The organism is Olleya sp. KJ81-1, assembly GCF_055808135.1.
Genome location: NZ_CM147854.1, coordinates 2887571 through 2909386, shown reverse-complemented (window position 1 = coordinate 2909386; position 21816 = coordinate 2887571). Strand labels below are relative to the sequence as shown.

Below are 21816 nucleotides of genomic sequence, written 5' to 3'. Positions count from 1 at the left end.
ACATCGATAAATCATGAACGAAGAGCATAAAAATATTGAAAGTGAAGCAGAGAAAACTTTAAACAGTATAGAAGACACTGCAAATAATGTAACTGAAGACGTCAAAGAAACATCCGAAGAAACCCTAGAAGCTGTTAAAGAAAAGACATCAGAAGTTGTTGATAAAGCAGAGTCTAAGTTTGAAGATCTAAAAGAGGATGCTAAAGAAACGTTTGAAAAAGCAAAAGCTAAAGCTACCGAGTTTATAAACGAAGATGCTAAAGAGTTTATGGACGATGCTAAAGACAAAGCATCTAAAATAGCCAAAGAGGCAGGAGAAAAATTTGAAGAGCTATCTGATGACGCTAAAGAAACGTATCAAAAGGCTAAAGCAAAAGCAACCGAATTTATAAATGAAGATGCTAAAGAAATGCTAGATGACGCCAAAGAGAAGGCCTCTAAACTTGCAGACGAAGCTGGCGATAAATTAGAGGATTTAGCTGAAGATGCTAAAGAAGTTATTGAAGAAACTACTAAAAAAACGAAGTCTTTTTTCCAACGTTTATTTGGTAAATAACAAAAAGATTAGAAATTTAAAACCAAAGTCTTGCTTGATTTTGGTTTTTTAATTAAATTTATCATTGTGATATTGCAATATCACTTTAATAATAATATTAATCATATAATAACTATGGGCTTTTCAAAAAAACAGCTATTTAATACATCGCAAAATCAAGTGGCAAGTATTACTAAAGTATTGGGGCATCCTGCTAGAATAGCCATGATACAGTACATAAGCGAAAACAAAGATTGCAATTGCAATGCGCTTGTGGAAAGCACTGGATTGTCACAACCAACTATCTCGCAACATCTTGGCGAGATTAGAAAAATAGGTTTACTTAAACAAAAAGTAAAAGGAAAAAACCTATTTTACACGATTGATTTAGATCAATTAAACGAAAGTAGACGTGTTGTCAATGACTTTTTTGTAAAAACTCAGGTTAATTGCAATAAGTAATAGTTATTGTAAATTATAATCCGATGGTAGCATATTTACCAATCTATCTTGTCCAAACAGACCTCCAAACAATACATTGTTAATAGGAAAGTGTATACCAAAGCTGTCTATATAAAAAGTCAGATCTTTTGAGTTTGGCAATAAAAAGGCTTGCTCTAAGTTTTCAAAACTAACCACTACTTTATTAGTACCTAAAAAGGAGACTTTTGTAGTATTATGTTCTGTTTTTTCAGTTTTAAAAACCGCATCTTGAATAGTTTCAAATAATGGATCGGAAGACGCTTCATCCTCCTTTTTAAATAACTTAAATCCATTTTCTCTAAGATTACTTGCTGCTAAGCTTCTCATAAAATATAATAATGAGGTCTTGTAAACAAAGCTTCGGTTTTTGAGATAACGTTTCTTTACTTTTGTATTTAATTCGGTAAAATTACTTGTACCACTGTAAAATACTTCTTTAACATAATCAAATCCTGCTGCTGATGTATGGAACATGATTTCAAAATCAACTAAGTTATACTCGACTTTATAACCTAAATACTTATTGATTACAACTATGGGTTGATCTGATATAGCGTACATAGTTTGATCTACTTTGCTATATCTAAATCTAATGTTATCAAGGTTTTTGATCTTACAATCTTCACTATGGATTGACTGTCCTAAAAACTCGCGTTTAAAATATCCTATTTTTTTCTCTTGACCAGTCATCATCAGTTAAGACAATCTCGTCCAAATCTGTAGCTTGAGGTTTAAGCTTTATTATAGGATTATTTTGAAGTATTTTTTTATCAATTATTAACGTCTCGTAACCAATATAACTAATTACTAATGGCGCGTTTATAGTTTTTTGTGTTGAAATAGAAAAATTACCATCAAGATCTGTGATTACACCAATGGTTGTACCATCAAAATAAACGGTAACACTAGATAACAATTGATTTGTATCTGCGTCTTGTACAGTACCAGAATAGGTCTGCGCAAATGTTAATGTGCTAACAAAAAAAGCAATTAAAATTACTATTCTGTTACTCATTTTGCTCAGTAACTTTACGCTCTAATTCTGCTTGAAACTCTTCCATAACAGGTCTTACTGTACTTTCTGGTAAATCTTCTATTTTAATATACATTAAACCATCTACTGCATTATTAAATAGTGGATCAACATTAAAAGCCACTAAACGTGCATTTTGTTTGATGTACTTTTTAAGTAGTACAGGAAGCCTTAATGCTCCTGGTTCAATCTCGTCAATAATTTTGTCAAACTTGTTTAAGTCAGCTTCTGTTGCATCAAATACAAAGTCCTTATCTGCATCTTTAAGTTTTACTTTAAATTCTTTTTTAGGATGTACATATTGGGCTACATAAGGATCGTAATAATGCGACTTCATAAACTCAATCATTAACGATTTAGAAAATTCTGAAAATTGATTACTGATACTAACACCACCAATTAAAAACTTATGCTCAGGATGACGTAACGTAGTGTGTACAATACCTTTCCATAATAAAAATAAAGGCATTGGTTTTTGCTGATACTCTTTTATTATAAATGCACGACCCATTTCAATGGACTCACTCATCATTTTATACAATTCTGGTTCAAAACCAAACAAGTCTTGCAGATAAAATCCATTAATCCCATAATTGGCAAAAATCTGAGATCCTAATCCCATCCTGTATGCTCCTGCTAAAACATTAGCTTCACTATCCCATAAAAATAAATGGTGGTAATAATTATCAAATTGGTCTAAATCTATAGGTTCATTTGTTCCTTCTCCTACTTCTCTAAAAGTAATCTCTCTCAAACGACCAATTTCACGCAGCAAGTTTGGCATGTTTTCGGCAGTAGCCAAAAACACTTCGTAATTTTTACTAGTTAACAATTTGCAATCCTGCTGTCTTAAAGCATCAACCTCAGTAATCATAGCCTGTTGACTAACAGGTGTCACAATTTGTTTAGGTGCTTTTATAGATTTTGGAGATTTTAAGCTAGAGGAAATGGTATCTATTATTTTTTCTTTTGGTTCAAATGCATTGGATAGCATATAGGTTTTTCTTCTTATAAATTCAGAAAAATCTGAAAGCGACTCATGCTCGGCTTGATCATTCACAGAGATTGGCTTTCCTATTCTAACCTTTATCACTCGTCTTTTTTGAGTCAACAACTCTGATGGTAATTTTGCAGTTCTAAAAATATCGCTAATTTTAGATAGCTTATAAAACAACTTACTATTATTAGCATGAAAGTATATTGGTACTACAGGTACTTTAGCTTTTTGTACTAACTTCATAGCTGTTTCTTCCCATGGTCTATCTACTACCAATTTACCGTCTCTGTAAGTAGACACTTCTCCTGCAGGAAATATACCTAATGGATGACCATCGCGTAAGTGTGAAATTGCACTTTTAAATCCTGCTATGCTAGATTTTACATCTTTTCTGTCCTCAAAAGGATTAACAGGCATTATATATGGCTTCATCGGTTCTATACGATGTAATAAAAAGTTAGCAATTATTTTAAAATCTTCGCGTTGTTCTAGCATTAATTTTAAAAGTAATATACCATCAATTCCGCCTAAAGGATGATTAGAAACTGTAATGTATGCTCCATCTTTAGGTAATCGCTTTAAATCTTCTTCAGGTATTTCAAATTTAATTTGAAATTCATCTAAAATTCCGTTTAAAAATTCTAAATGTGATAAATGTTTATTACGATTATAGATTTTATTTAAAGTAGATATCTTTAAAACTTTCATTAATAACCAACCAACAAAAGTCCCTAAAAACCCGTATTTATCAAGTTTTATAGCTTTTGAAACTTCTTTTGCAGTGACTAATCCCATTTAATTTTATTCATATTAGAGTTTACAAATGTAATCAATAGATTTATTTAGTTACTATTTGTAATGTTTCTTGAAACATTTGTTTTAATAAAACTGTTTTTCCGACTTCTAAATCGGCAATTGCTTTTTGATTGTAATGCCTAATCGTGTACAAAGATACGTTATCATTACATGTCACTTTAAATTTAGCTTTTAAATGTAACAATAAAGGTTCTAAATTATTGTAATTATTGTCAAAACAAACAGAAAAACTAATCGCAGAGTTTTGGATAACATCAACTTTCATTTTATATTTTGATAGCAAATTAAATATTTCGCTAATATTATCTTCTACAATATAGGAAAAGTCTAAAGTAGATAATGATAATAAGACTTGGTTTTGCTTTACTATAAAACAGGGTACTTTTGGTTCAATTCCTTTAATTTTACTAACTATTGTTCCATCTTCATTTGGTTGTAAAAACGATTTAACGTATAATGGTATTTCTTTACGTTGAAGTGGCTGTAATGTTTTAGGATGTATTACTGAGGCACCATAAAAAGCCAGCTCAATAGCTTCTGTATATGATATGGCGTTTAATAATTGTGCATTTTTAAAGTGTCTAGGGTCTGCATTTAAAACACCAGGTACATCTTTCCAAATGGTAACACTATCTGCACTTAGACAATAAGCCAAAATGGCTGCTGTATAATCACTACCTTCGCGACCTAAAGTTGTTGTAAAATTATTTTTGTCGCTTCCTAAAAACCCTTGAGTTATATTAAGTTTATTAGTATCAACATGTTTAGTAATTAACTGCTGTGTCAGGTCCCAATTAACATTTGCGCGTCTATAATAGTCATCTGTTTTAATTAATTGTCTAACATCTATCCAATTATTAGTAAATCCTTTTAAGTTTAAAAATTGGCTAATTATAGTGGTAGATACTAACTCACCAAATCCTATCACTTGATCGTAAACAAAATTATAATCCGGAGATTTATTTGTTTTCAAAAAAGTAGTAAGCTCTTCAAAAAGCGCATTTGTAATTTCAAAAACGGGATGATTTTTATTTTCAAAAAGCTCTGATATAATATCGTTATGATAAGTCACAACTGCTTGTATAGCTTGCTGTAATTCTGGTTTGTTATCAAAATAGTTACCTATAACCTGCTCTAAAGCATTAGTGGTTTTACCCATTGCAGACACAATAATTAACGTATTGTCATGTCCTACTTGATCTAAAACCGAAATTAGATTTTTAACACCTTTGGCATCTTTAACAGACGCACCTCCAAATTTAAATACTCTCATTTATAATTTTTGGATGTAATTTTCAATACTTGATTGATCCATTTGTACTAAAAACCAATCTTTTAGTAAAGTGGCTCCTTTACTTTCATAAAATTTTATTGCAGGTTCATTCCAATCTAAAACTTCCCAACATATACGTTTAACACCTAAACTATAACCGTATTTAATAACCTCGTCAAGAAGTAAAGTACCAAGACCTTCTCCTCTATAGTTTTCTTTAACAATTAAATCTTCTAAATGTACTGTCTTACCTTTCCAGGTAGAAAAACGGATATATATTAAAGCCATAGCTACAACTTCATCATTTTTTTCGGCCACAAAAGTTGTAAATAAGGGATGTTTTCCAAAACCTTGTTCCAATAAATCTGCTTCTGTAACAATGACTGCTTCTGGTTGTTTTTCAAAAACAGCTAGTGTTTTTATCAAGTCAAGCATAGCCGGAACATCTTTTTTTCGGCAAAACGAATTGTAAACTCCATAAAATTTTAATTTAATCAAATATAGTTTAAGAATGTTTATAATACCAAATTATGGACAACTACAACGTTATAATTGTTAAAATATACGATATTTGTGCAAACAACTACATCTAAACACATGTCTAAAAAAAATCAAACGTTAGGAGAATATATTATTGAAAACCAAGCTTCGTTTAAATACACATCTGGAGAACTCTCTAGATTAATAAACTCTATACGTCTTGCTGCCAAGGTTGTAAACCATGAAGTTAACAAAGCTGGACTAGTAGATATTATTGGTGCTGCAGGAGATACAAACATACAAGGTGAGGACCAGCAAAAGCTAGATGTTTATGCCAATGATAAATTTATCCAAACCCTTACAAATCGTAATATTGTATGTGGTATTGCAAGTGAAGAAGAAGATGATTTTATTACAATAAATAGCCAAGATGATAACAATCAAAATAAATACATTGTATTAATTGACCCTTTGGATGGCTCTTCTAATATTGATGTTAACGTGTCTGTAGGAACTATTTTTTCAATTTATAGACGTGTTACGCCAGTTGGAACACCTGTAACTATCGAAGATTTTTTACAACCAGGAAACCAACAAGTTGCTGCAGGTTATGTGGTTTATGGTACATCTACAATGCTAGTGTACACCACTGGTCATGGTGTTAATGGGTTTACATTAAATCCAGCAATCGGTACTTTTTATTTATCACATCCAGATATGCAGTTTCCGGAAAACGGAAACATATACTCTGTAAACGAAGGTAATTATACACACTTCCCACAGGGTGTAAAAAACTATATTAAATACTGTCAAATGGAAGAAGGAGATAGACCTTATACATCTAGGTACATTGGGTCATTGGTTTCTGACTTTCATAGAAACATGATTAAAGGAGGTATTTATATGTATCCTAAAAGCTCAAAAAATGAAGATGGTAAATTAAGATTATTGTATGAATGTAATCCTATGGCTTTTTTAGCAGAACAAGCTAACGGAAAGGCAAGTAATGGTTACAACAGAATTATGGATATTGAGCCAACAGCACTACACCAACGCGTTCCTTTTTTCTGCGGAAGCAAAAACATGGTGCTTAAAGCTGAAGAATTCATGCAAAACGCTGATTAATTAACATTGTGTTTATTTTTTTGCTACTTTTGAAACATAAATTATCCTGATGGCAAATACAGACAAAATCAACGAAGACAACATGCAAGCATCTTCTGAAGCAACTTCAAAAATAGATGCGATTAAGCAACTTATTTTTGGTGAAAACATGCAAGCTTACGATAGTGAGTTTGAAACACTAAAAAAAGATATCCTTGCTAAGAAAAAAGAATTAGAAGCTTTGATGGACGAAGTCAAGTCTGAGTTGCTTCAAAACATTGATAACCTAAGCACTGATATTAATATTAGAATCACAGAGCTAGAAAACAATTTAGAAGATAAAGTTGACGATTTAAACGAGAAAAAAGTGGATCGTAAACTTTTAGGTGAACTATTTACCAAATTAGGCGAAAAAATAAGTCAATAACAAATTGGCTTCCGCATGAACCAAGAAGATAAATTAAAAATCCTTAAGGACATCTTGCTTAAAGATGAGCATGAGTACGCCTTGTCAATTGAAGAAAAGCTTAAAAAACTTGAAGATTTAATTAACAAGCAAAATAATTTATCTAAACATATAGACCCTATTCTAGAAGATAAACTAGAAGCGTTTATCAAGGAAATGCCAAAAACATTAGGACCAACAATTACGCAAACGTTACAAGAAGAAATTAAAAACTCTCAGGATGCAGTAGTTGAAGCCTTATACCCAATAATGGGTAAAATGATTAAAAAATATGTACAGAAAGAAATACAAATCCTATCTGAAAACATAAATAAAAGCTTAAACAATACCTTTTCTTGGGCTTCGATAAAAAGAAAATTTAGATCAAAAAAATCAGGAGTATCAGAAGGAGATATGATTATTCACGATCAATTTAAATCTAAGATAGAGCAAATAATGGTTATTGAAAGTGGCTCTGGACTAATTGTATCAGAATACTCAAAAACCCACGGAATAGACCAAGACACAGTTGCTGGTATGTTAACAGCCATAAAAAGTTTTGCGCAAGATGCCTTTACAACTCAAATTCAAAATTTAGAATATATAGAATATGAAAACTACCACATTCATCTTCAAAATTTTTCTAATTATTATATTGCTGTTGTAATTTCAGGTGCATTTACAGCTACCTTTAGAAGCAAACTTGAAGACAAACTTCTAGACTTTGCACAAAACATTATAAACAAAACAGATTTAGAAAACAGTGATATTTTTAACACTAAACTAAAAGATTACTTTGACAATGAAAATATCTAAAAAAATAGTTTTAATAGGCCACTTTGGTGTTGGTAAATCCTCTTTAATAAGACGATTTGTAGAAGACACGTTTACAGAAGACTACAAAGTAACTATTGGTGTACACATTTTAAAAAAAGAAGTATCAATACCAAAATCAGATAAAGACATAACACTTGTTATTTGGGACTTAGAAGGAAACGATGACATTACAAATACTAGACCATCATACCTTATAGGTACTAATGGGTTTTTATATGTTTTTGACATGACTAGACCTGCAACCTATCAAAACATAGAAGCAGATTTAGATTACATCAAAGACCGCTACCCAAAAACACCAATTAAAGTTATTGGAAACAAAAAAGATTTGGTTACTAACGAGTTTATTAAACAGAACAAAGACATTTTTGGACGCTTTGTCGATTTTTATACAAGTGCAAAATCTGGGACTAACGTTGACGATGTTTTTATTAATTTAGCAGAAGCTGTAATTTAACAAGCGAAAAAATAATGCTAGAACAATACAAAAAAGAATATTCGCAATCCACAAATCAATACATAGTTGTAGACTTAGATGGTAAAATATTAGAGTCTGACGATGTTATATTTACTAAGGTAGTTGGAAAAAACATTTCCACAATTCATCCTTTTTTTGAAAGTATACATAGTACACTTCTAGAACCAAACCAAAGACACGTATTTTCTTGTATTCATTTAACAAATCCTGAAAACCAAACAATAATAACAGACATTATTGTAAAAACTTTTGACGGTAAACAACCGCCTTTAGTTGTTGTTTTAGATCTTACTACGCATTATAACAATTACCAAACAACAGCTCAGGTTAGAAATGAGTCTGTTATTAACTCTCAAATTTTAGAGTTAAAAAACGAATACCTACAAGAAAAAGAAGCCTTTAAAAATGCATTTATTGCAAACTTTAGTCATGAGTTAAGAGACCCTTTAACAGGAATCTTAACGTTTTCTGATATATTAAAAAAGACCCATTTAAATGACGAGCAATTAAATTACTTAAAAGTAATAGACTCGTCATCTACTTACCTAAAACAATTAATAGAAGATATTTTAGACATCTCTAAAATTGAAGCAGGTAAGTTAGACCTTGTTATTAGTCCTTTTGATATTAGACAATTACTAGAAGACATAAAAAGTATTTTTGAAATTAAAGCACAACAAAAAGGATTAGAGTTAATCACTAATTTTAATGATAACCTACCAGAAGTTGTTGGTGGTGACCCTTTAAGATTAAGACAAGTATTAAGCAACCTTCTAGAAAATGCTATAAAATTTACAGAAGAAGGTACAATTACCTTTAACGCGTCTTTAAACCAAATCAGAGCTCAAAAAGCAAGCATACACTTCCAAATAATAGATACAGGAATAGGAATCCCTCAAGACAAAATAGAAGATGTCTTCACAAGTTTTACACAATTAAACAACTCTCAAACCTACAAAGGTGCAGGATTAGGATTGGCAATAGCTAAACATTTAGTAAGCTTAACACATAGCAAAATTAGCGTAGACAGCACAGAAGGGGAAGGTAGCACGTTTTCTACCAATATCAATTTTAGCTTAGATAAAAACCATAAACTAAAAACTAAAAAGAAAGACGTTGCAACTTCACCACGATCAAATAAAAAATACAGTATTTTATTAGTTGAAGATTCAGAAATTACTCAATTATCCATACTAAAAATATTAGCCTCTAGAGGTAATTACTTTTTAGACATAGTAACAAAAGGAGAAGACGTTATTCCAAGAATAGAAAACTCTGAGTTTGACCTAATACTAATGGATATAAAATTACCTAATAGTTATGGTGACGAGATTACCAAACTAATTAGAAAAATGCCAGAACGCGAACATAAAAAAATCCCAGTAATTGCGTTAACCGCTCGTGTTATGAAAGACGACTTAAAACGCTATAAAAAAGCAGGAATTAACGATGTTATCCAAAAACCATTTGACGAAAACGCCTTAATTACCAAAATAGAAGAATATTTAAAATAAAAAAAAGCGAACTTTAAAGTTCGCTTTTTTTTATAGTTATCAAACAGGATTATCTGTTCATCGTTTTAATTTCTTCAGCAAAAGTATCTAAATCAACACCTTCATGCACTAGCTCTAAAGCCTTATGCGTAATATATTTTGCATTGCTAGATTTAAAACCTAAACCAACACATAAACGCTCCAATACAGCTGTTTGCTTAGGACCTTCAATATGATCAGCCCAAACCATTCTTGACAAATCATACAGACGCTCTAAACGTTGGTCATAAGATGTTGGAGGGTTAATTGGATGCTCTTTATAATCAATTAATATCTGCTTATACTCGCCTTCACTAATATCTAAATTACGTGCTAAACGATCTAAAAACGCTTTTTCTGACTCACTAATCACACCATCACTCATTGCTACACGTACAATTGCAGCAAAATGATCCTCATTGCGCTTTTTAAATCCACTATCGAATAAATCTGAAAATGACATACTTTTTTGTTTAATTTTAGATTACAAATATAGTCAAACCGTACACCTTTTAAAATTAAAAGTTTCTATTTTTTTGGGCGTTTATTTTACACCCTTTAATAGGTGTAAAAAACCAGGCTCTCGTGGCTCGCTCTCTGCGAGGAGCTCAGACAAACCACTCCATCCTTAACGCATCTACCCATGGACATTTCTAAAAAGTTAAATTTTGTAAATCTAAAAGCTAATAATTTATGCATTGCTTATATTTGCACAAACTAAAGTTATAGTGAGTAAAACCTTAATCTCGCAAACCTATTTACAGTCTTTGCAATTGCAAAAACTGCAAACTGCTATTGCCCAAACCCAAAGTAAAACACATTTAAAAGGACTTGTAGGCTCATCACTATCCTACGTTGTAGCACAATCTTTTAAACAAACACAGCTACCCTTTTTACTTATTTTTAATGACAAAGAAGAAGCTGCTTTTTACCTAAACGATTTAGAACAACTCATTAACAAAACAGACGTCCTATTTTATCCAGGAAGCTATCGTAGACCCTATCAAATAGAAGAAACTGACAACGCAAACGTACTTTTACGTGCCGAAGTTTTAAACCGTATTAACTCACGCAAAAAACCCGCTATAATCGTTACCTATCCTGACGCACTGTTTGAAAAAGTAGTCACAAGAAAAGAGCTAGAACGTAATACACTTAAAATAACCGTTAATGATAGCCTATCAATAGACTTTGTTAACGAAGTCCTATTTGAGTATAAATTTAAACGTGTTGATTTTGTAACAGAACCTGGAGAGTTTTCAGTACGTGGAGGAATTGTAGATGTTTTTTCATTTAGTCATGACGAGCCCTACCGAATCGAGTTTTTTGGAGACGAAGTAGATAGTATCAGGACTTTTGATGTAGAAACACAATTATCTACAGAGCAAATTAAAAAAATTAGTATCATACCAAATGTTGCTAATAAATTAATGGATGAGTCCAGACAAAGTTTTTTAAAATACATTGCTCAAAAAACAGTCGTTTTTGGCAAAAATTTTGACTTAACCTTTGATCGTGTGGACGACTTTTTTGACAAAGCAATTGCTGCTTTTGTTAAATTAAACAAAGACATCAAACACGCAGAACCACTAGAGTTATTTTGTAATGCTGCCGAGCTAAAAAAACAACTATTAGATTTTAGTATTGTAGAGCTTGGTACAGACTCAATTTTTAGTGCCACACAAGTCATACAACATAATACCACACCGCAACCTACATTTAATAAGCAGTTTAACTTATTAATAGATAACCTAAATAGCAATCATAATAACGATTACACAAACTATATAGCTTGTGTCAGTGAGCAACAAGCAAAACGTTTTCATGATATATTTGACGATGTTGAGCAAGACGTCCATTACCAAACCATTACCCAATCACTTTACCAAGGATTTATAGATCACGACCTTAAAATAGTCGTTTATACAGATCACCAAATTTTTGAACGTTATCATAAATTTCATCTTAAAAATGGATATGCTAAAAAGCAAGCCATAACCTTAAAGGAGCTTACAAACCTTGACATTGGTGATTATGTAACACACATTGATCATGGAATAGGAAAATTTGGAGGACTTCAAAAAATAGATGTCGAAGGTAAAAAACAAGAAGCTATTAAATTGGTTTATGGAGAGCGTGATGTCCTATATCTAAGCATTCACTCATTACACAAAATAACTAAGTTTAATGGTAAAGATGGTAAACCTCCTAAAGTATACAAATTAGGAAGTAAAGCTTGGAAAGTTCTTAAAGAAAAAACCAAATCTAGAGTTAAGCATGTCGCTTTTAACTTAATTAAATTATACGCAAAACGTAAGCTAGAAAAAGGATACCAATACAAACCTGATAGCTATTTACAACACGAGCTAGAGGCTTCTTTTTTATACGAAGATACACCTGATCAAATTACTGCAACTGCAGATATAAAAGCAGACATGGAAAGCGAGCGTCCAATGGACCGTTTAATATGTGGAGACGTTGGTTTTGGTAAAACCGAAGTAGCCATTCGTGCAGCTTTTAAAGCAGTGGATAATGGTAAACAAGTTGCAGTTTTAGTACCAACAACTGTATTAGCCTTTCAACACCATAAAACCTTTACAGAACGTTTAAAAGACTTTCCGGTAACTGTGGATTACGTTAACCGTTTTAGGACTGCAAAACAAAAAAAGGAAACCTTAGAAAAATTAGAAAAAGGTCACGTAGATATCATTATAGGCACGCATCAACTAGCAAGTAAAAATGTTAAGTTTAAAGATCTAGGATTGCTTATCGTTGACGAAGAGCAAAAATTTGGTGTAGCTGTAAAAGAAAAATTAAAAACTTTAAAGGATAATGTAGACGTATTAACGTTAACAGCAACTCCAATACCTAGAACCTTGCAATTTAGTTTAATGGCAGCAAGAGATTTATCAGTCATTACTACACCTCCACCAAATCGTTATCCAATAGAAAGTAACGTGATTAGATTTACAGAGGAGTCTATTAGAGATGCTGTAAGCTACGAGATAGAACGTGGTGGACAAATCTTTTTTATTCACAACCGTATTGAAAACATTAAAGAGGTTGCAGGAATGATCCAAAGACTTGTACCTGATGCTAAAATAGGTATTGGTCATGGACAACTTGAAGGTAAAAAACTAGAAAGCTTGATGCTTGGTTTTATGGATGGCGAATTTGACGTGCTGGTTAGTACTACTATTATTGAAAGCGGTTTGGATGTACCCAATGCAAACACCATTTTTATTAACAACGCCAATAATTTTGGATTAAGTGATTTGCATCAAATGCGTGGTCGTGTTGGACGTAGTAATAAAAAAGCGTTTTGTTATTTTATAACTCCAGAATACTCTGCAATGACAGATGATGCCAGAAAACGTATACAAGCTTTAGAGCAGTTTACCGAGTTAGGTAGTGGTTTTAATATTGCTATGAAAGACCTTGAAATAAGAGGAGCAGGAGATTTATTAGGAGGTGAACAAAGCGGATTTATAAATGAAATTGGTTTTGACACCTATCAAAAAATCCTTAATGAAGCAATTGAAGAGCTTAAAGAAAATGAGTTTAAAGAATTATATGATGAACCTTTAGAAAATAAAGAATACGTTAAAGACATTACTATTGACACAGACATGGAACTTTTATTCCCTGACGACTATGTTAACAATATTGCCGAAAGATTAAGTCTTTATACCCAATTAAACAATTTTAAAACCGAAGCTGAATTAACCGAATTTGAAACACAACTTATTGATCGTTTTGGAGAGTTACCAACACAGGTTGTAGATTTAATAAATAGCGTACGCATCAAATGGGTAGCTACCAAATTAGGTATTGAAAAAGTAATAATGAAACAAGGAAAGCTAATTTGTTATTTTATTAATGATCAACAAAGCAGTTTTTATCAAAGCCCAAATTTTACAAAATTACTACAGTATGTGCAAACTCATCCTCAGGCTTGTAAAATGAAAGAAAAACAAACCAGAAATGGCTTACGTTTATTACTTACCTTTGACAATATAAAAACGGTTAAAAAAGCTTTAATTGCCTTACAACCAATATTGGAATAGTTTTTGAAATTATAAAAGAAAATCACAAAAAATGAACAAAAAAATACTGTTTTTATTTGCCATATTGCCAACCCTTTTGATGGCTCAAAACACAATTAAAGGAACTTTTACTCCAGCAGATCAATTTAAATTTGCATTTCTATACCAAGTTACTGCAGACACTTCAATTTTTGTAGACAATGCAGATATTGCAGCAGACGGAAGCTTTATTTTTAATCTTAAAAAAACACAAGCTCCTGGCACGTATCGAATTGTTTATGCACAACCACAAGATGAATATAACTTCGATTTTTTGTATAACAACGAGGATATTGAGTTAACCTTTGATTTAGAAAAAGGTCTAGAATTTATAACTTCCGAAGAAAACAAACTTTGGATTTCTTACAATAATAGCATGTCTATGATTGGACAGAGCTTAAATGCTTTTTATTCTTCTGGAGGTAAAAAAGAAAAAGATTTTAAAAACATTATTGACATCTTAAAAACAACGCAGTCAGAGTTTGAAAAGGCATCGGAAGGTAAATTAGTACTTAATTTTATAACTGCCAGCCAACCTTACATTCCTGAAAATTTAATTGACGCCAAAACGTTTACAGAAAATGCTAAAACCAGCTACTTTAAACATATCAATTTTGGAAACCCAGTACTTCAAAATTCAAACTTTTTAATTGAAGCAACATTAAATTATGTATTCAATTTTAGTGATAGTAATGACCAAATTACTTCCTACAAAAATAACATAGACACAGTAGTAAAAGCTATTGGCAACAATCCTAAGATTAAAAAAGTAATGTTAGAAATTTTATGGAATCAATTTGCTTTAGAAGAAGTTGAACCTGTTGCTAACCATATTACAGACACCCATTTATTAGCTTTAGCTAAAGCGGAAAACGACACGCAATTAATAGAAGATTTAACTTATTTTAAAAATGCATCTGTTGGGACTATTGGACAAGATTTTGAAATAGTAATCTATGATGAAGAAGGCGAAGCAACTGTAAAAAACCTATATCAATTAGATGAGTCTAATAATTACCTAATCGTGTTTTGGAGCACAACATGCTCACACTGTTTAGAAGAGATTCCAGAACTACGCAAGTATGTAAAAACTTTAGACAATAAACAATTAAAAGTTATTGCGATTGCTTTAGATGAAGACCGTTACAGATGGAAAGACATGACCTATGACTATCCTGAGTTTTACCATGTTTTTGGTGAAGGAAAATGGGATAATGAGATTGGAAACAACTATAACGTAAAGTCTACACCAAGTTATTTTGTATTAGATAGTGATAAAAAAATAATCAAAAAACCATACGATTTTAAAGCGTTTGAAGCTTATTTTAAAACACTACCTCAACCAAAAAAAGAAGAATAGGTAACTAAAAAGTTAAACATCAAAGTATTAATTTTTATTAGGACACTTTTTTTATAGCAATCACGACAAATTAAAAATGATAAAAGGCATTTTCTAAATGTTTGATATTAAATTGATTATTCTGTTTGACTATTGCGATAATGTCAAAACGGACTTCAACATCCAATCCATTTACCGTAACATACTCATCCACAGCTTTTACTAAACGTTGGATTTGTTTTGGTTTTACAAAGTCTTGAGGATTACCAAAGGTATCTGTAGATCTTGTTTTGACTTCAATTATGGCTAAAACATCAGCTTTTTGAGCAATAATATCCACCTCAGCTTTATCAAAACGATAATTTTGTTCTATTATATCGTACTTGTTTTCAATTAAAAAATCTACAGCTAGTTGCTCTCCTTTTTTACCAAGTTCATTGTGACTAGCCATTATTCTTCAAAAATTAAAGTCGATTTACTTTTATCTACTTTTAATATTACTTGACGTCCTAAAATTAAAGCTCTGTTATCCTTTTCATGTCCTGCAGGCATATTAAACGCAATAGGGAAATTATAATCAGACAACGCATCCAAAATTAATTGCTCAATTGAAGTTCCCCATAATGTTGTGTTTTTTCGCATTCTGCTCATGTCACCAACTATAACACCTTTACAATTATCAAAATAACCAGCACGTTTTAAACTTTGTAACATACGATCTATATGGTACTTGTACTCTCCTATTTCTTCAATAAATAAAATTTTACCATCCGTATCTATACTATCTTTAGAGCCTAACATAGTGTGTAAAATAGTTAGGTTTCCACCTACTAAAACACCATTAGCATCTCCTGATTTATTATATTTTGATCCCTTTAAAGCATAACGTAAAGGTTGTCCAAAAAGCGTATTTTTAAAAGTTTCAATACTGTCTGCAATATCCTCTAAATTTTCAGGTAAACTTACTCCCATTATTGCATGTAGTGATTGCACTCCTAAATTATGTATTTGGTTATGTAACGCTGTAATATCACTGTAACCAATAATCCATTTAGGCTGCTTTAAAAATTTGGTATAATCTAAGCTATCCAAAATCCTAACGGTTCCGTAACCACCACGAGCAGACCATATAGCCTTAATTTTAGGGTCATCTAAAGCCATCTGAAAGTCTTCGCAACGCTCTTGATCTGTACCTGCAAAGTGGTTTGCCTGATTAAAAACATGCTTACCAATAACGACATGTAACTTCCAACTTTCTAAAAGCTGCTTGGCACGATTTACTTCATCAAATCTATTTTTTAAAACACCAGAAGGCGCAACAATAGCAACAGTGTCTCCTGCTTTTAAATAAGGTGGCTGTATCAATTTAGTTTCGGTTTTATTTTGCGCAAATCCTGTTGTATTTCCTAAGAAAAAAACAGCACAACACACTATCACTAATAATCTCTTTTTTGACATAATGTAAAATTACATTTTTTTCTAAATGGCTGTCAAATTACGTATTTTTACACCTTCAAAAGATAACAAAGATGTCAAAAAGATATACAATTACTGCAGCATTACCTTATACTAATGGACCAATACATATTGGACATTTAGCAGGTGTTTATGTTCCAGCAGATATTTACGCTAGATATAAAAGACTAACTGGTAACGACGTAGCCTTTATTTGTGGTAGTGATGAGCATGGTGTGCCAATTACTATTAAAGCAAAAAAGGAAGGTGTTACACCTCAGGAAATTGTAGATCGCTATCATAAAATAATTAAAGATTCTTTTGAAGAATTTGGAATTACGTTTGATAATTACTCACGTACGTCTGCCAAAATTCACCACGATACTGCTTCTGAGTTTTTTAAAACTTTGTATGATAAAAATGAATTTGTTGAAGAAGTGTCGGAACAATTATATGATGCAGAAGCTAACCAATTTTTAGCAGACCGTTTTGTAATTGGTACGTGTCCAAAATGTGGTAACGAAGAAAGTTATGGTGACCAATGCGAAAAATGTGGAACGTCACATAATGCAACAGATTTAATTAATCCTAAATCGGCAATAACTGGTAATGTTCCCACTTTAAAAGAAACAAAACATTGGTTTTTACCTTTAAATAAACACGAAGCTTTTTTACGCGAATGGATCTTGGAAGGTCATAAAAAAGACTGGAAACCTAACGTTTATGGTCAAGTTAAATCTTGGATTGATGATGGATTAAGACCTCGTGCTGTAACTAGAGATTTAGATTGGGGAATTCCGGTTCCTGTTCCTGGAGGAGAAGGCAAAGTGCTTTACGTATGGTTTGATGCACCAATTGGTTACATATCATCAACTAAAGAATGGGCTGCAAGAGAAGGTAAAGATTGGGAACCATACTGGAAGGATGAAGACACTAAATTAGTACACTTTATTGGTAAGGATAATATAGTATTTCATTGTATAATATTTCCTGCTATGCTTAAAGCAGAAGGCAGCTATATTTTGCCTGATAATGTTCCAGCTAACGAGTTTTTAAACTTAGAAGGCAACAAACTATCGACTTCTAAAAATTGGGCTGTTTGGTTGCCAGATTATTTACAAGATTTCCCTAACCAACAGGATGTGTTACGTTATGCTTTAACTGCTAATGCGCCAGAAACTAAAGACAATGATTTTACTTGGAAAGATTTTCAGGCAAGAAACAATAACGAGCTAGTAGCAATCTTCGGAAACTTTATTAATCGCGTTGTAGTTTTAACTAATAAATACTATGAAGGTGTTGTACCGACACCATCTGATTTTTCCGCTATAGACGAAGAAACTTTAGCGACTGTCAAAGCATATCCTGCAGTTATTGAAAGCTCTTTAGAGCGTTACCGTTTTAGAGAAGCTGGTCAGGAGTTAATGAACTTAGCAAGACTTGGAAACAAGTATTTAGCAGATGAAGAACCTTGGAAACTAGTTAAAACAGATGAAGCTAGAACCAAAACAATTATGTTTGTCGCATTGCAAATAGCTAGCGCTTTAGCAACATTATCAGAACCGTTTTTACCATTTACTTCTACCAAATTAAAAAACATTCTTAATACAACAGAAAACTCTTGGAACGATATATCGACTAAAGACACATTACTTCCTGCTTTGCACCAAATAGGTAAAGGTGAATTGTTATTTAGTAAAATAGAAGACGAAACAATCCAAAAGCAAATAGATAAGCTAGAAGCAAGTAAAAAAGCTAATGAAGCTGCTAACAAAGTCGTTGAGCCGCAAAAAGATGAAATCACTTTTGATGATTTTACTAAGTTAGACATACGTGTTGGAACCATTTTAGAAGCTACAAAAATGCCTAAAGCTAAAAAACTTTTAATCTTAAAAGTGGATACAGGTATTGATGTACGCACAATAGTGTCTGGAATAGCAGAAAGCTTTACTGCAGAAGAAGTTGTTGGTAAAAAAGTGACTGTTTTAGTTAATTTAGCACCAAGAGCACTACGTGGTGTAGAGAGTCAAGGTATGATTTTAATGACAGAAAATGCGGAAGGCAAATTAGTATTTGTAAATCCCGATGATGCTAATGTTAGTAATGGATTACACATTAGTTAACAAAAATTATTATTGTAAAATAAGTTTATGAAGTACGCCTTAATACTATTTGCATTTGTTTTTAGCACCTTAACTTCTGCTCAAGAAGAATGGGTTGGATTTAATATTGAAGAAGAAACAAAACAACTGTACCCTAAGGACGTTATTCCTGTTGTTAATGAAGACACTAACCAAATCGCCATGTTTTTTACAAATAGAAAGGTGATTTTTGGAAATCTTCATGATCAAAATAAACAATTAATCGGCTCAATAAATAATGTAATCATTCCCAAAAAGGGTAAGATTTTAATTGGTGCAATATATGACCAAGAGACTTATACGCTGTTTTTTAGTAATAATAATAAATCTCATTTTAGTTCGGTTTCGTTAAGTTTTAAAACAGGAAATTTTAAAATAACAGAAGACTTAAACATTGAATTTAAAAAAGAAAAAATAGTCGAATATCTAGTCTTAAAAAATAAGCTTCATATTTTATCTGTTAGTAGGAAAGAAGATGTTTTAATATCTAGAACATTAACTGATAAGGGGCTTATTAAGACAACTAATTACGATTTATCATCGCAAGCAATAGTTAATAACATTGACAGAGATTACCCATTATATCCTTTGCTATTTGGCAACCCTAACTACGCAGCTATTGAGGTTGTTAATAGTAATGTTCCCAACAGTTTAGAGCAAACTAATGCGTTTACAAAATTATATGTAGACAATAACAAACTTACAATTACCAATAATCTTTTTAACAAGTATACTTACGTTATTAGTTTAGATCTAGAAAGTGACTCTTATAGCTTTAATAGCATTATCAATACAGGTTATACTAATAATCATCATGGCGCAAATTCTAATTCTTTTATTCATAAAGATAAACTATTAACCATCTATTCTACATTAGATCACTTAAGTTTTAGTGCCTATAATTTAGATGATTTTGGGTTAATAAAAACGTTTAATATTAACGACAAAGAAGAAATCACGTTTAAAAACACACCAATAATTCAGGAAGGTGGTGCATTTGAAGATTACCGAGAATTAGAAAAAACCTCTAAATTTTTAAGAAAAATAACACAGTCTAAAATAGGTATTACTGCTTATTCAAAAAATGAGGACTTAATTATAACATTAGGAGCTAGCGTAGAAATAGATAGAGGTGGTTTTGCTATGGTCAATTTTGGCGCTTTTGGCGTAATTGCATATGGTCTAATATTAGACAGCTTTAATAGCTACACTAGAACAAAATCTACTAGAATAAGCTGTTTATTTGACAACGATTTAAATCACAAAACAGGAGACATTCCGTTAAACGAATTTGATCAAATCAAAAACTTTCAAGACGCTAACAGAACGTACAATAACGCACATTTGCAAACCTTATTTAAGTATCAATCTAGCTACTTTTTAGGAAACTATAATAAAAGGACTGGAGAATATACACTTACTAAATTTGACAATTAATTCTTCTAATCGCAAGCATACACCTACTCTACCTTAGCAATTACAATTTTAAAAATGGTAATTATATAACCTATATTAATAATCGTGTAATATCAAATATCAGGTAATATTGCACCTTTGTATCAAATAAATTAAACAATCATGAAGCAAATAATAACCGTTTTGTTTTTAAGTCTACTATTTAGCTGTGGATCTTCAAAAACAGTAAGACAATCAGAAAAAACCATTAAAGGTCAATGGGTTTTAAACACCATTAATTACAATCAATCCGGCACTTATAATGTATCATTATTAAATGACACATCTAAGGAATGTTTTGAACAAAGTACTTGGCAGTTTATACCAAATAATAATACAGGTATTTATACCATAAACACTCCAAATTGTAATACAGGAGAAAGAAACTTTAACTTTACTATTCAGGAGGTAGACGAAACTACAGGTTTATACAACTTCTTATTAAAGCCAACCGATGCTAAAGGGAAAAGTGAAACCAATCAAGGGTTTAGATTAAAATTAGCCCAATTATCAGAAACCAACATGAGATGGGAACAAACCCTTACAGTTGATGGTAAACCATTTACAATTAACATGAACTTTTCTAAATTATAAAAACTATGAAATCTATATTAAAAAAATATCAATAAGTGCATTAACAGTCGCTATGGCTTTTAGCTTTACTAATTGTAGCAGTGTAAAAAATGCAAATAATAAACAAAAAGGTGGTGTCATTGGTGCTACTGGAGGAGCCATTTTAGGAGCCATAATTGGTAACAATGTTGGTAAAGGTGGTAACGGAGAATTAGGTGCTGTTATTGGTGGAGTTGTAGGTGGTGGAGCCGGAATCCTTATTGGAAACAAAATGGATAAACAAGCACAAAAAATTGAGGAAGAAATTCCTGGTGCTACAGTGGAGCGTGTTGACGAAGGTATTGTGGTAACTTTTGACGAAAATAGTGGTGTGTATTTTGACACAGCAAAATATAACGTAAATGGTGCGTCGCAAGAGACACTTAACAAACTTGTAGCTGTATTTAAAGAGTATCCAGATACTAATATTTTAGTTGTTGGACATACAGACAGTGTTGGTAGCGAAGAAAACAACATGACATTATCTAAAAACAGAGCTAATGCTGTTACCAATTACTTAACAAACCAAGGTTTAAGTAGCGGTAGATTTACAACAAATTGGTTTGGAGAAACACAACCTACTAATGATAATACAACTGCAGAAGGTAGAGCAAAAAACCGACGTGTAAACGTAGCCATTTTACCAAATGAAAAAATGATTAATGACGCTAAAATGGAGTCTGGAGAAAACTAGAATTTTGTCCGATTTTCCTCGG

The 21816-nt window shown here is 31.8% G+C and carries 21 protein-coding genes; 13 read left to right on the top strand and 8 right to left on the bottom strand.

The features are described 5' to 3' along the window. The first annotated feature begins 13 nt into the window (after positions 1-13). Positions 14-556: a hypothetical protein gene (locus AC0L3M_RS13635; protein WP_473431125.1), complete on the top strand. Its 543-nt coding sequence runs from the start codon at positions 14-16 to the stop codon at positions 554-556. Positions 557-670: 114 nt separating this feature from the next. Then, on the top strand, positions 671-997 hold the full coding sequence (locus AC0L3M_RS13630) for an ArsR/SmtB family transcription factor (RefSeq protein ID WP_145005786.1): 327 nt from the start codon (positions 671-673) through the stop codon (positions 995-997). Positions 998-1000: 3 nt separating this feature from the next. Here the strand turns inward: AC0L3M_RS13630 and AC0L3M_RS13625 are convergent, their stop codons facing one another. The 5 genes from AC0L3M_RS13625 to AC0L3M_RS13605 are packed head-to-tail and all read right to left on the bottom strand — an operon-like array spanning position 1001 to position 5635. Continuing rightward, positions 1001-1711, bottom strand: a complete 711-nt coding sequence (locus tag AC0L3M_RS13625) for a hypothetical protein (protein ID WP_473431124.1) — start codon at positions 1709-1711, stop codon at positions 1001-1003. Further along, complete coding sequence (locus AC0L3M_RS13620; protein WP_473431123.1) at positions 1674-2033, bottom strand: carboxypeptidase-like regulatory domain-containing protein; 360 nt, start codon at positions 2031-2033, stop codon at positions 1674-1676. Before AC0L3M_RS13620 ends, AC0L3M_RS13625 begins: the two co-directional genes overlap by 38 nt. Beyond that, complete coding sequence (locus tag AC0L3M_RS13615; protein WP_473431122.1) at positions 2026-3843, bottom strand: GNAT family N-acyltransferase; 1818 nt, start codon at positions 3841-3843, stop codon at positions 2026-2028. Before AC0L3M_RS13615 ends, AC0L3M_RS13620 begins: the two co-directional genes overlap by 8 nt. A gap of 43 nt (positions 3844-3886) precedes the next feature. Next, positions 3887-5137: an aspartate kinase gene (locus tag AC0L3M_RS13610; RefSeq protein ID WP_473431121.1), complete on the bottom strand. Its 1251-nt coding sequence runs from the start codon at positions 5135-5137 to the stop codon at positions 3887-3889. Next, positions 5138-5635, bottom strand: coding sequence for a GNAT family N-acetyltransferase (locus tag AC0L3M_RS13605; protein WP_473431120.1), 498 nt, complete (start codon positions 5633-5635; stop codon positions 5138-5140). A 99-nt stretch (positions 5636-5734) separates the two neighbouring features. Here AC0L3M_RS13605 and fbp point away from each other — a divergent pair, with 99 nt between their 5' ends. The 5 genes from fbp to AC0L3M_RS13580 are packed head-to-tail and all read left to right on the top strand — an operon-like array spanning position 5735 to position 9995. After that, complete coding sequence (fbp, locus tag AC0L3M_RS13600; RefSeq protein ID WP_473431119.1) at positions 5735-6742, top strand: class 1 fructose-bisphosphatase; 1008 nt, start codon at positions 5735-5737, stop codon at positions 6740-6742. 49 nt (positions 6743-6791) lie between these two features. Next, complete coding sequence (locus AC0L3M_RS13595; protein ID WP_145005768.1) at positions 6792-7148, top strand: fructose 1,6-bisphosphatase; 357 nt, start codon at positions 6792-6794, stop codon at positions 7146-7148. 15 nt (positions 7149-7163) lie between these two features. Next, positions 7164-7982: a cell envelope biogenesis protein OmpA gene (locus tag AC0L3M_RS13590; RefSeq protein WP_473431118.1), complete on the top strand. Its 819-nt coding sequence runs from the start codon at positions 7164-7166 to the stop codon at positions 7980-7982. Next, positions 7969-8460: a Rab family GTPase gene (locus tag AC0L3M_RS13585; protein ID WP_145005762.1), complete on the top strand. Its 492-nt coding sequence runs from the start codon at positions 7969-7971 to the stop codon at positions 8458-8460. Before AC0L3M_RS13590 ends, AC0L3M_RS13585 begins: the two co-directional genes overlap by 14 nt. A 14-nt stretch (positions 8461-8474) precedes the next feature. Beyond that, the gene (locus AC0L3M_RS13580; protein ID WP_473431117.1) at positions 8475-9995 is read left to right on the top strand and encodes an ATP-binding protein; all 1521 of its coding nucleotides are present in this window, start codon (positions 8475-8477) and stop codon (positions 9993-9995) included. A gap of 49 nt (positions 9996-10044) precedes the next feature. On the opposite strand, the gene AC0L3M_RS13575 is transcribed toward AC0L3M_RS13580, so the two are convergent. Continuing rightward, entirely contained in the window at positions 10045-10476 is a 432-nt protein-coding gene (locus AC0L3M_RS13575; RefSeq protein ID WP_145005756.1) for a tellurite resistance TerB family protein, read from the bottom strand. Between the two features lie 265 nt (positions 10477-10741). On the opposite strand from AC0L3M_RS13575, the gene mfd reads away from it, so the two are divergent. Together mfd and AC0L3M_RS13565 are read left to right on the top strand one after the other, a co-directional pair. Further along, on the top strand, positions 10742-14080 hold the full coding sequence (mfd, locus tag AC0L3M_RS13570; RefSeq protein WP_145005753.1) for a transcription-repair coupling factor: 3339 nt from the start codon (positions 10742-10744) through the stop codon (positions 14078-14080). 31 nt (positions 14081-14111) lie between these two features. Beyond that, a complete protein-coding gene (locus AC0L3M_RS13565; protein WP_473431116.1) occupies positions 14112-15458 on the top strand; it encodes a thioredoxin-like domain-containing protein in 1347 nt (448 codons plus the stop codon). A gap of 70 nt (positions 15459-15528) precedes the next feature. On the opposite strand, the gene AC0L3M_RS13560 is transcribed toward AC0L3M_RS13565, so the two are convergent. Together AC0L3M_RS13560 and AC0L3M_RS13555 are read right to left on the bottom strand one after the other, a co-directional pair. Continuing rightward, positions 15529-15888, bottom strand: a complete 360-nt coding sequence (locus tag AC0L3M_RS13560) for a YraN family protein (RefSeq protein WP_339808049.1) — start codon at positions 15886-15888, stop codon at positions 15529-15531. Continuing rightward, positions 15888-16895 (bottom strand): S66 peptidase family protein, encoded by a 1008-nt coding sequence (locus tag AC0L3M_RS13555; RefSeq protein WP_473431115.1) that lies wholly within the window; start codon positions 16893-16895, stop codon positions 15888-15890. Before AC0L3M_RS13555 ends, AC0L3M_RS13560 begins: the two co-directional genes overlap by 1 nt. 71 nt (positions 16896-16966) lie before the next feature. On the opposite strand from AC0L3M_RS13555, the gene metG reads away from it, so the two are divergent. From metG to AC0L3M_RS13535, 4 genes are all read left to right on the top strand, one after another. Further along, complete coding sequence (gene metG / locus AC0L3M_RS13550) at positions 16967-19015, top strand: methionine--tRNA ligase (RefSeq protein ID WP_473431114.1); 2049 nt, start codon at positions 16967-16969, stop codon at positions 19013-19015. A 27-nt stretch (positions 19016-19042) separates the two neighbouring features. Next, positions 19043-20470 carry a hypothetical protein gene (locus AC0L3M_RS13545; RefSeq protein ID WP_473431113.1) on the top strand — a complete coding sequence of 476 codons (1428 nt, stop codon included), beginning with the start codon at positions 19043-19045 and terminating at the stop codon, positions 20468-20470. A gap of 141 nt (positions 20471-20611) precedes the next feature. Beyond that, positions 20612-21082: a lipocalin family protein gene (locus tag AC0L3M_RS13540; RefSeq protein ID WP_292943365.1), complete on the top strand. Its 471-nt coding sequence runs from the start codon at positions 20612-20614 to the stop codon at positions 21080-21082. Between the two features lie 52 nt (positions 21083-21134). Next, positions 21135-21794 carry a YiaD family glycine zipper/OmpA-like lipoprotein gene (locus tag AC0L3M_RS13535; protein WP_473431112.1) on the top strand — a complete coding sequence of 220 codons (660 nt, stop codon included), beginning with the start codon at positions 21135-21137 and terminating at the stop codon, positions 21792-21794. The last annotated feature ends 22 nt before the right edge of the window (positions 21795-21816 follow it).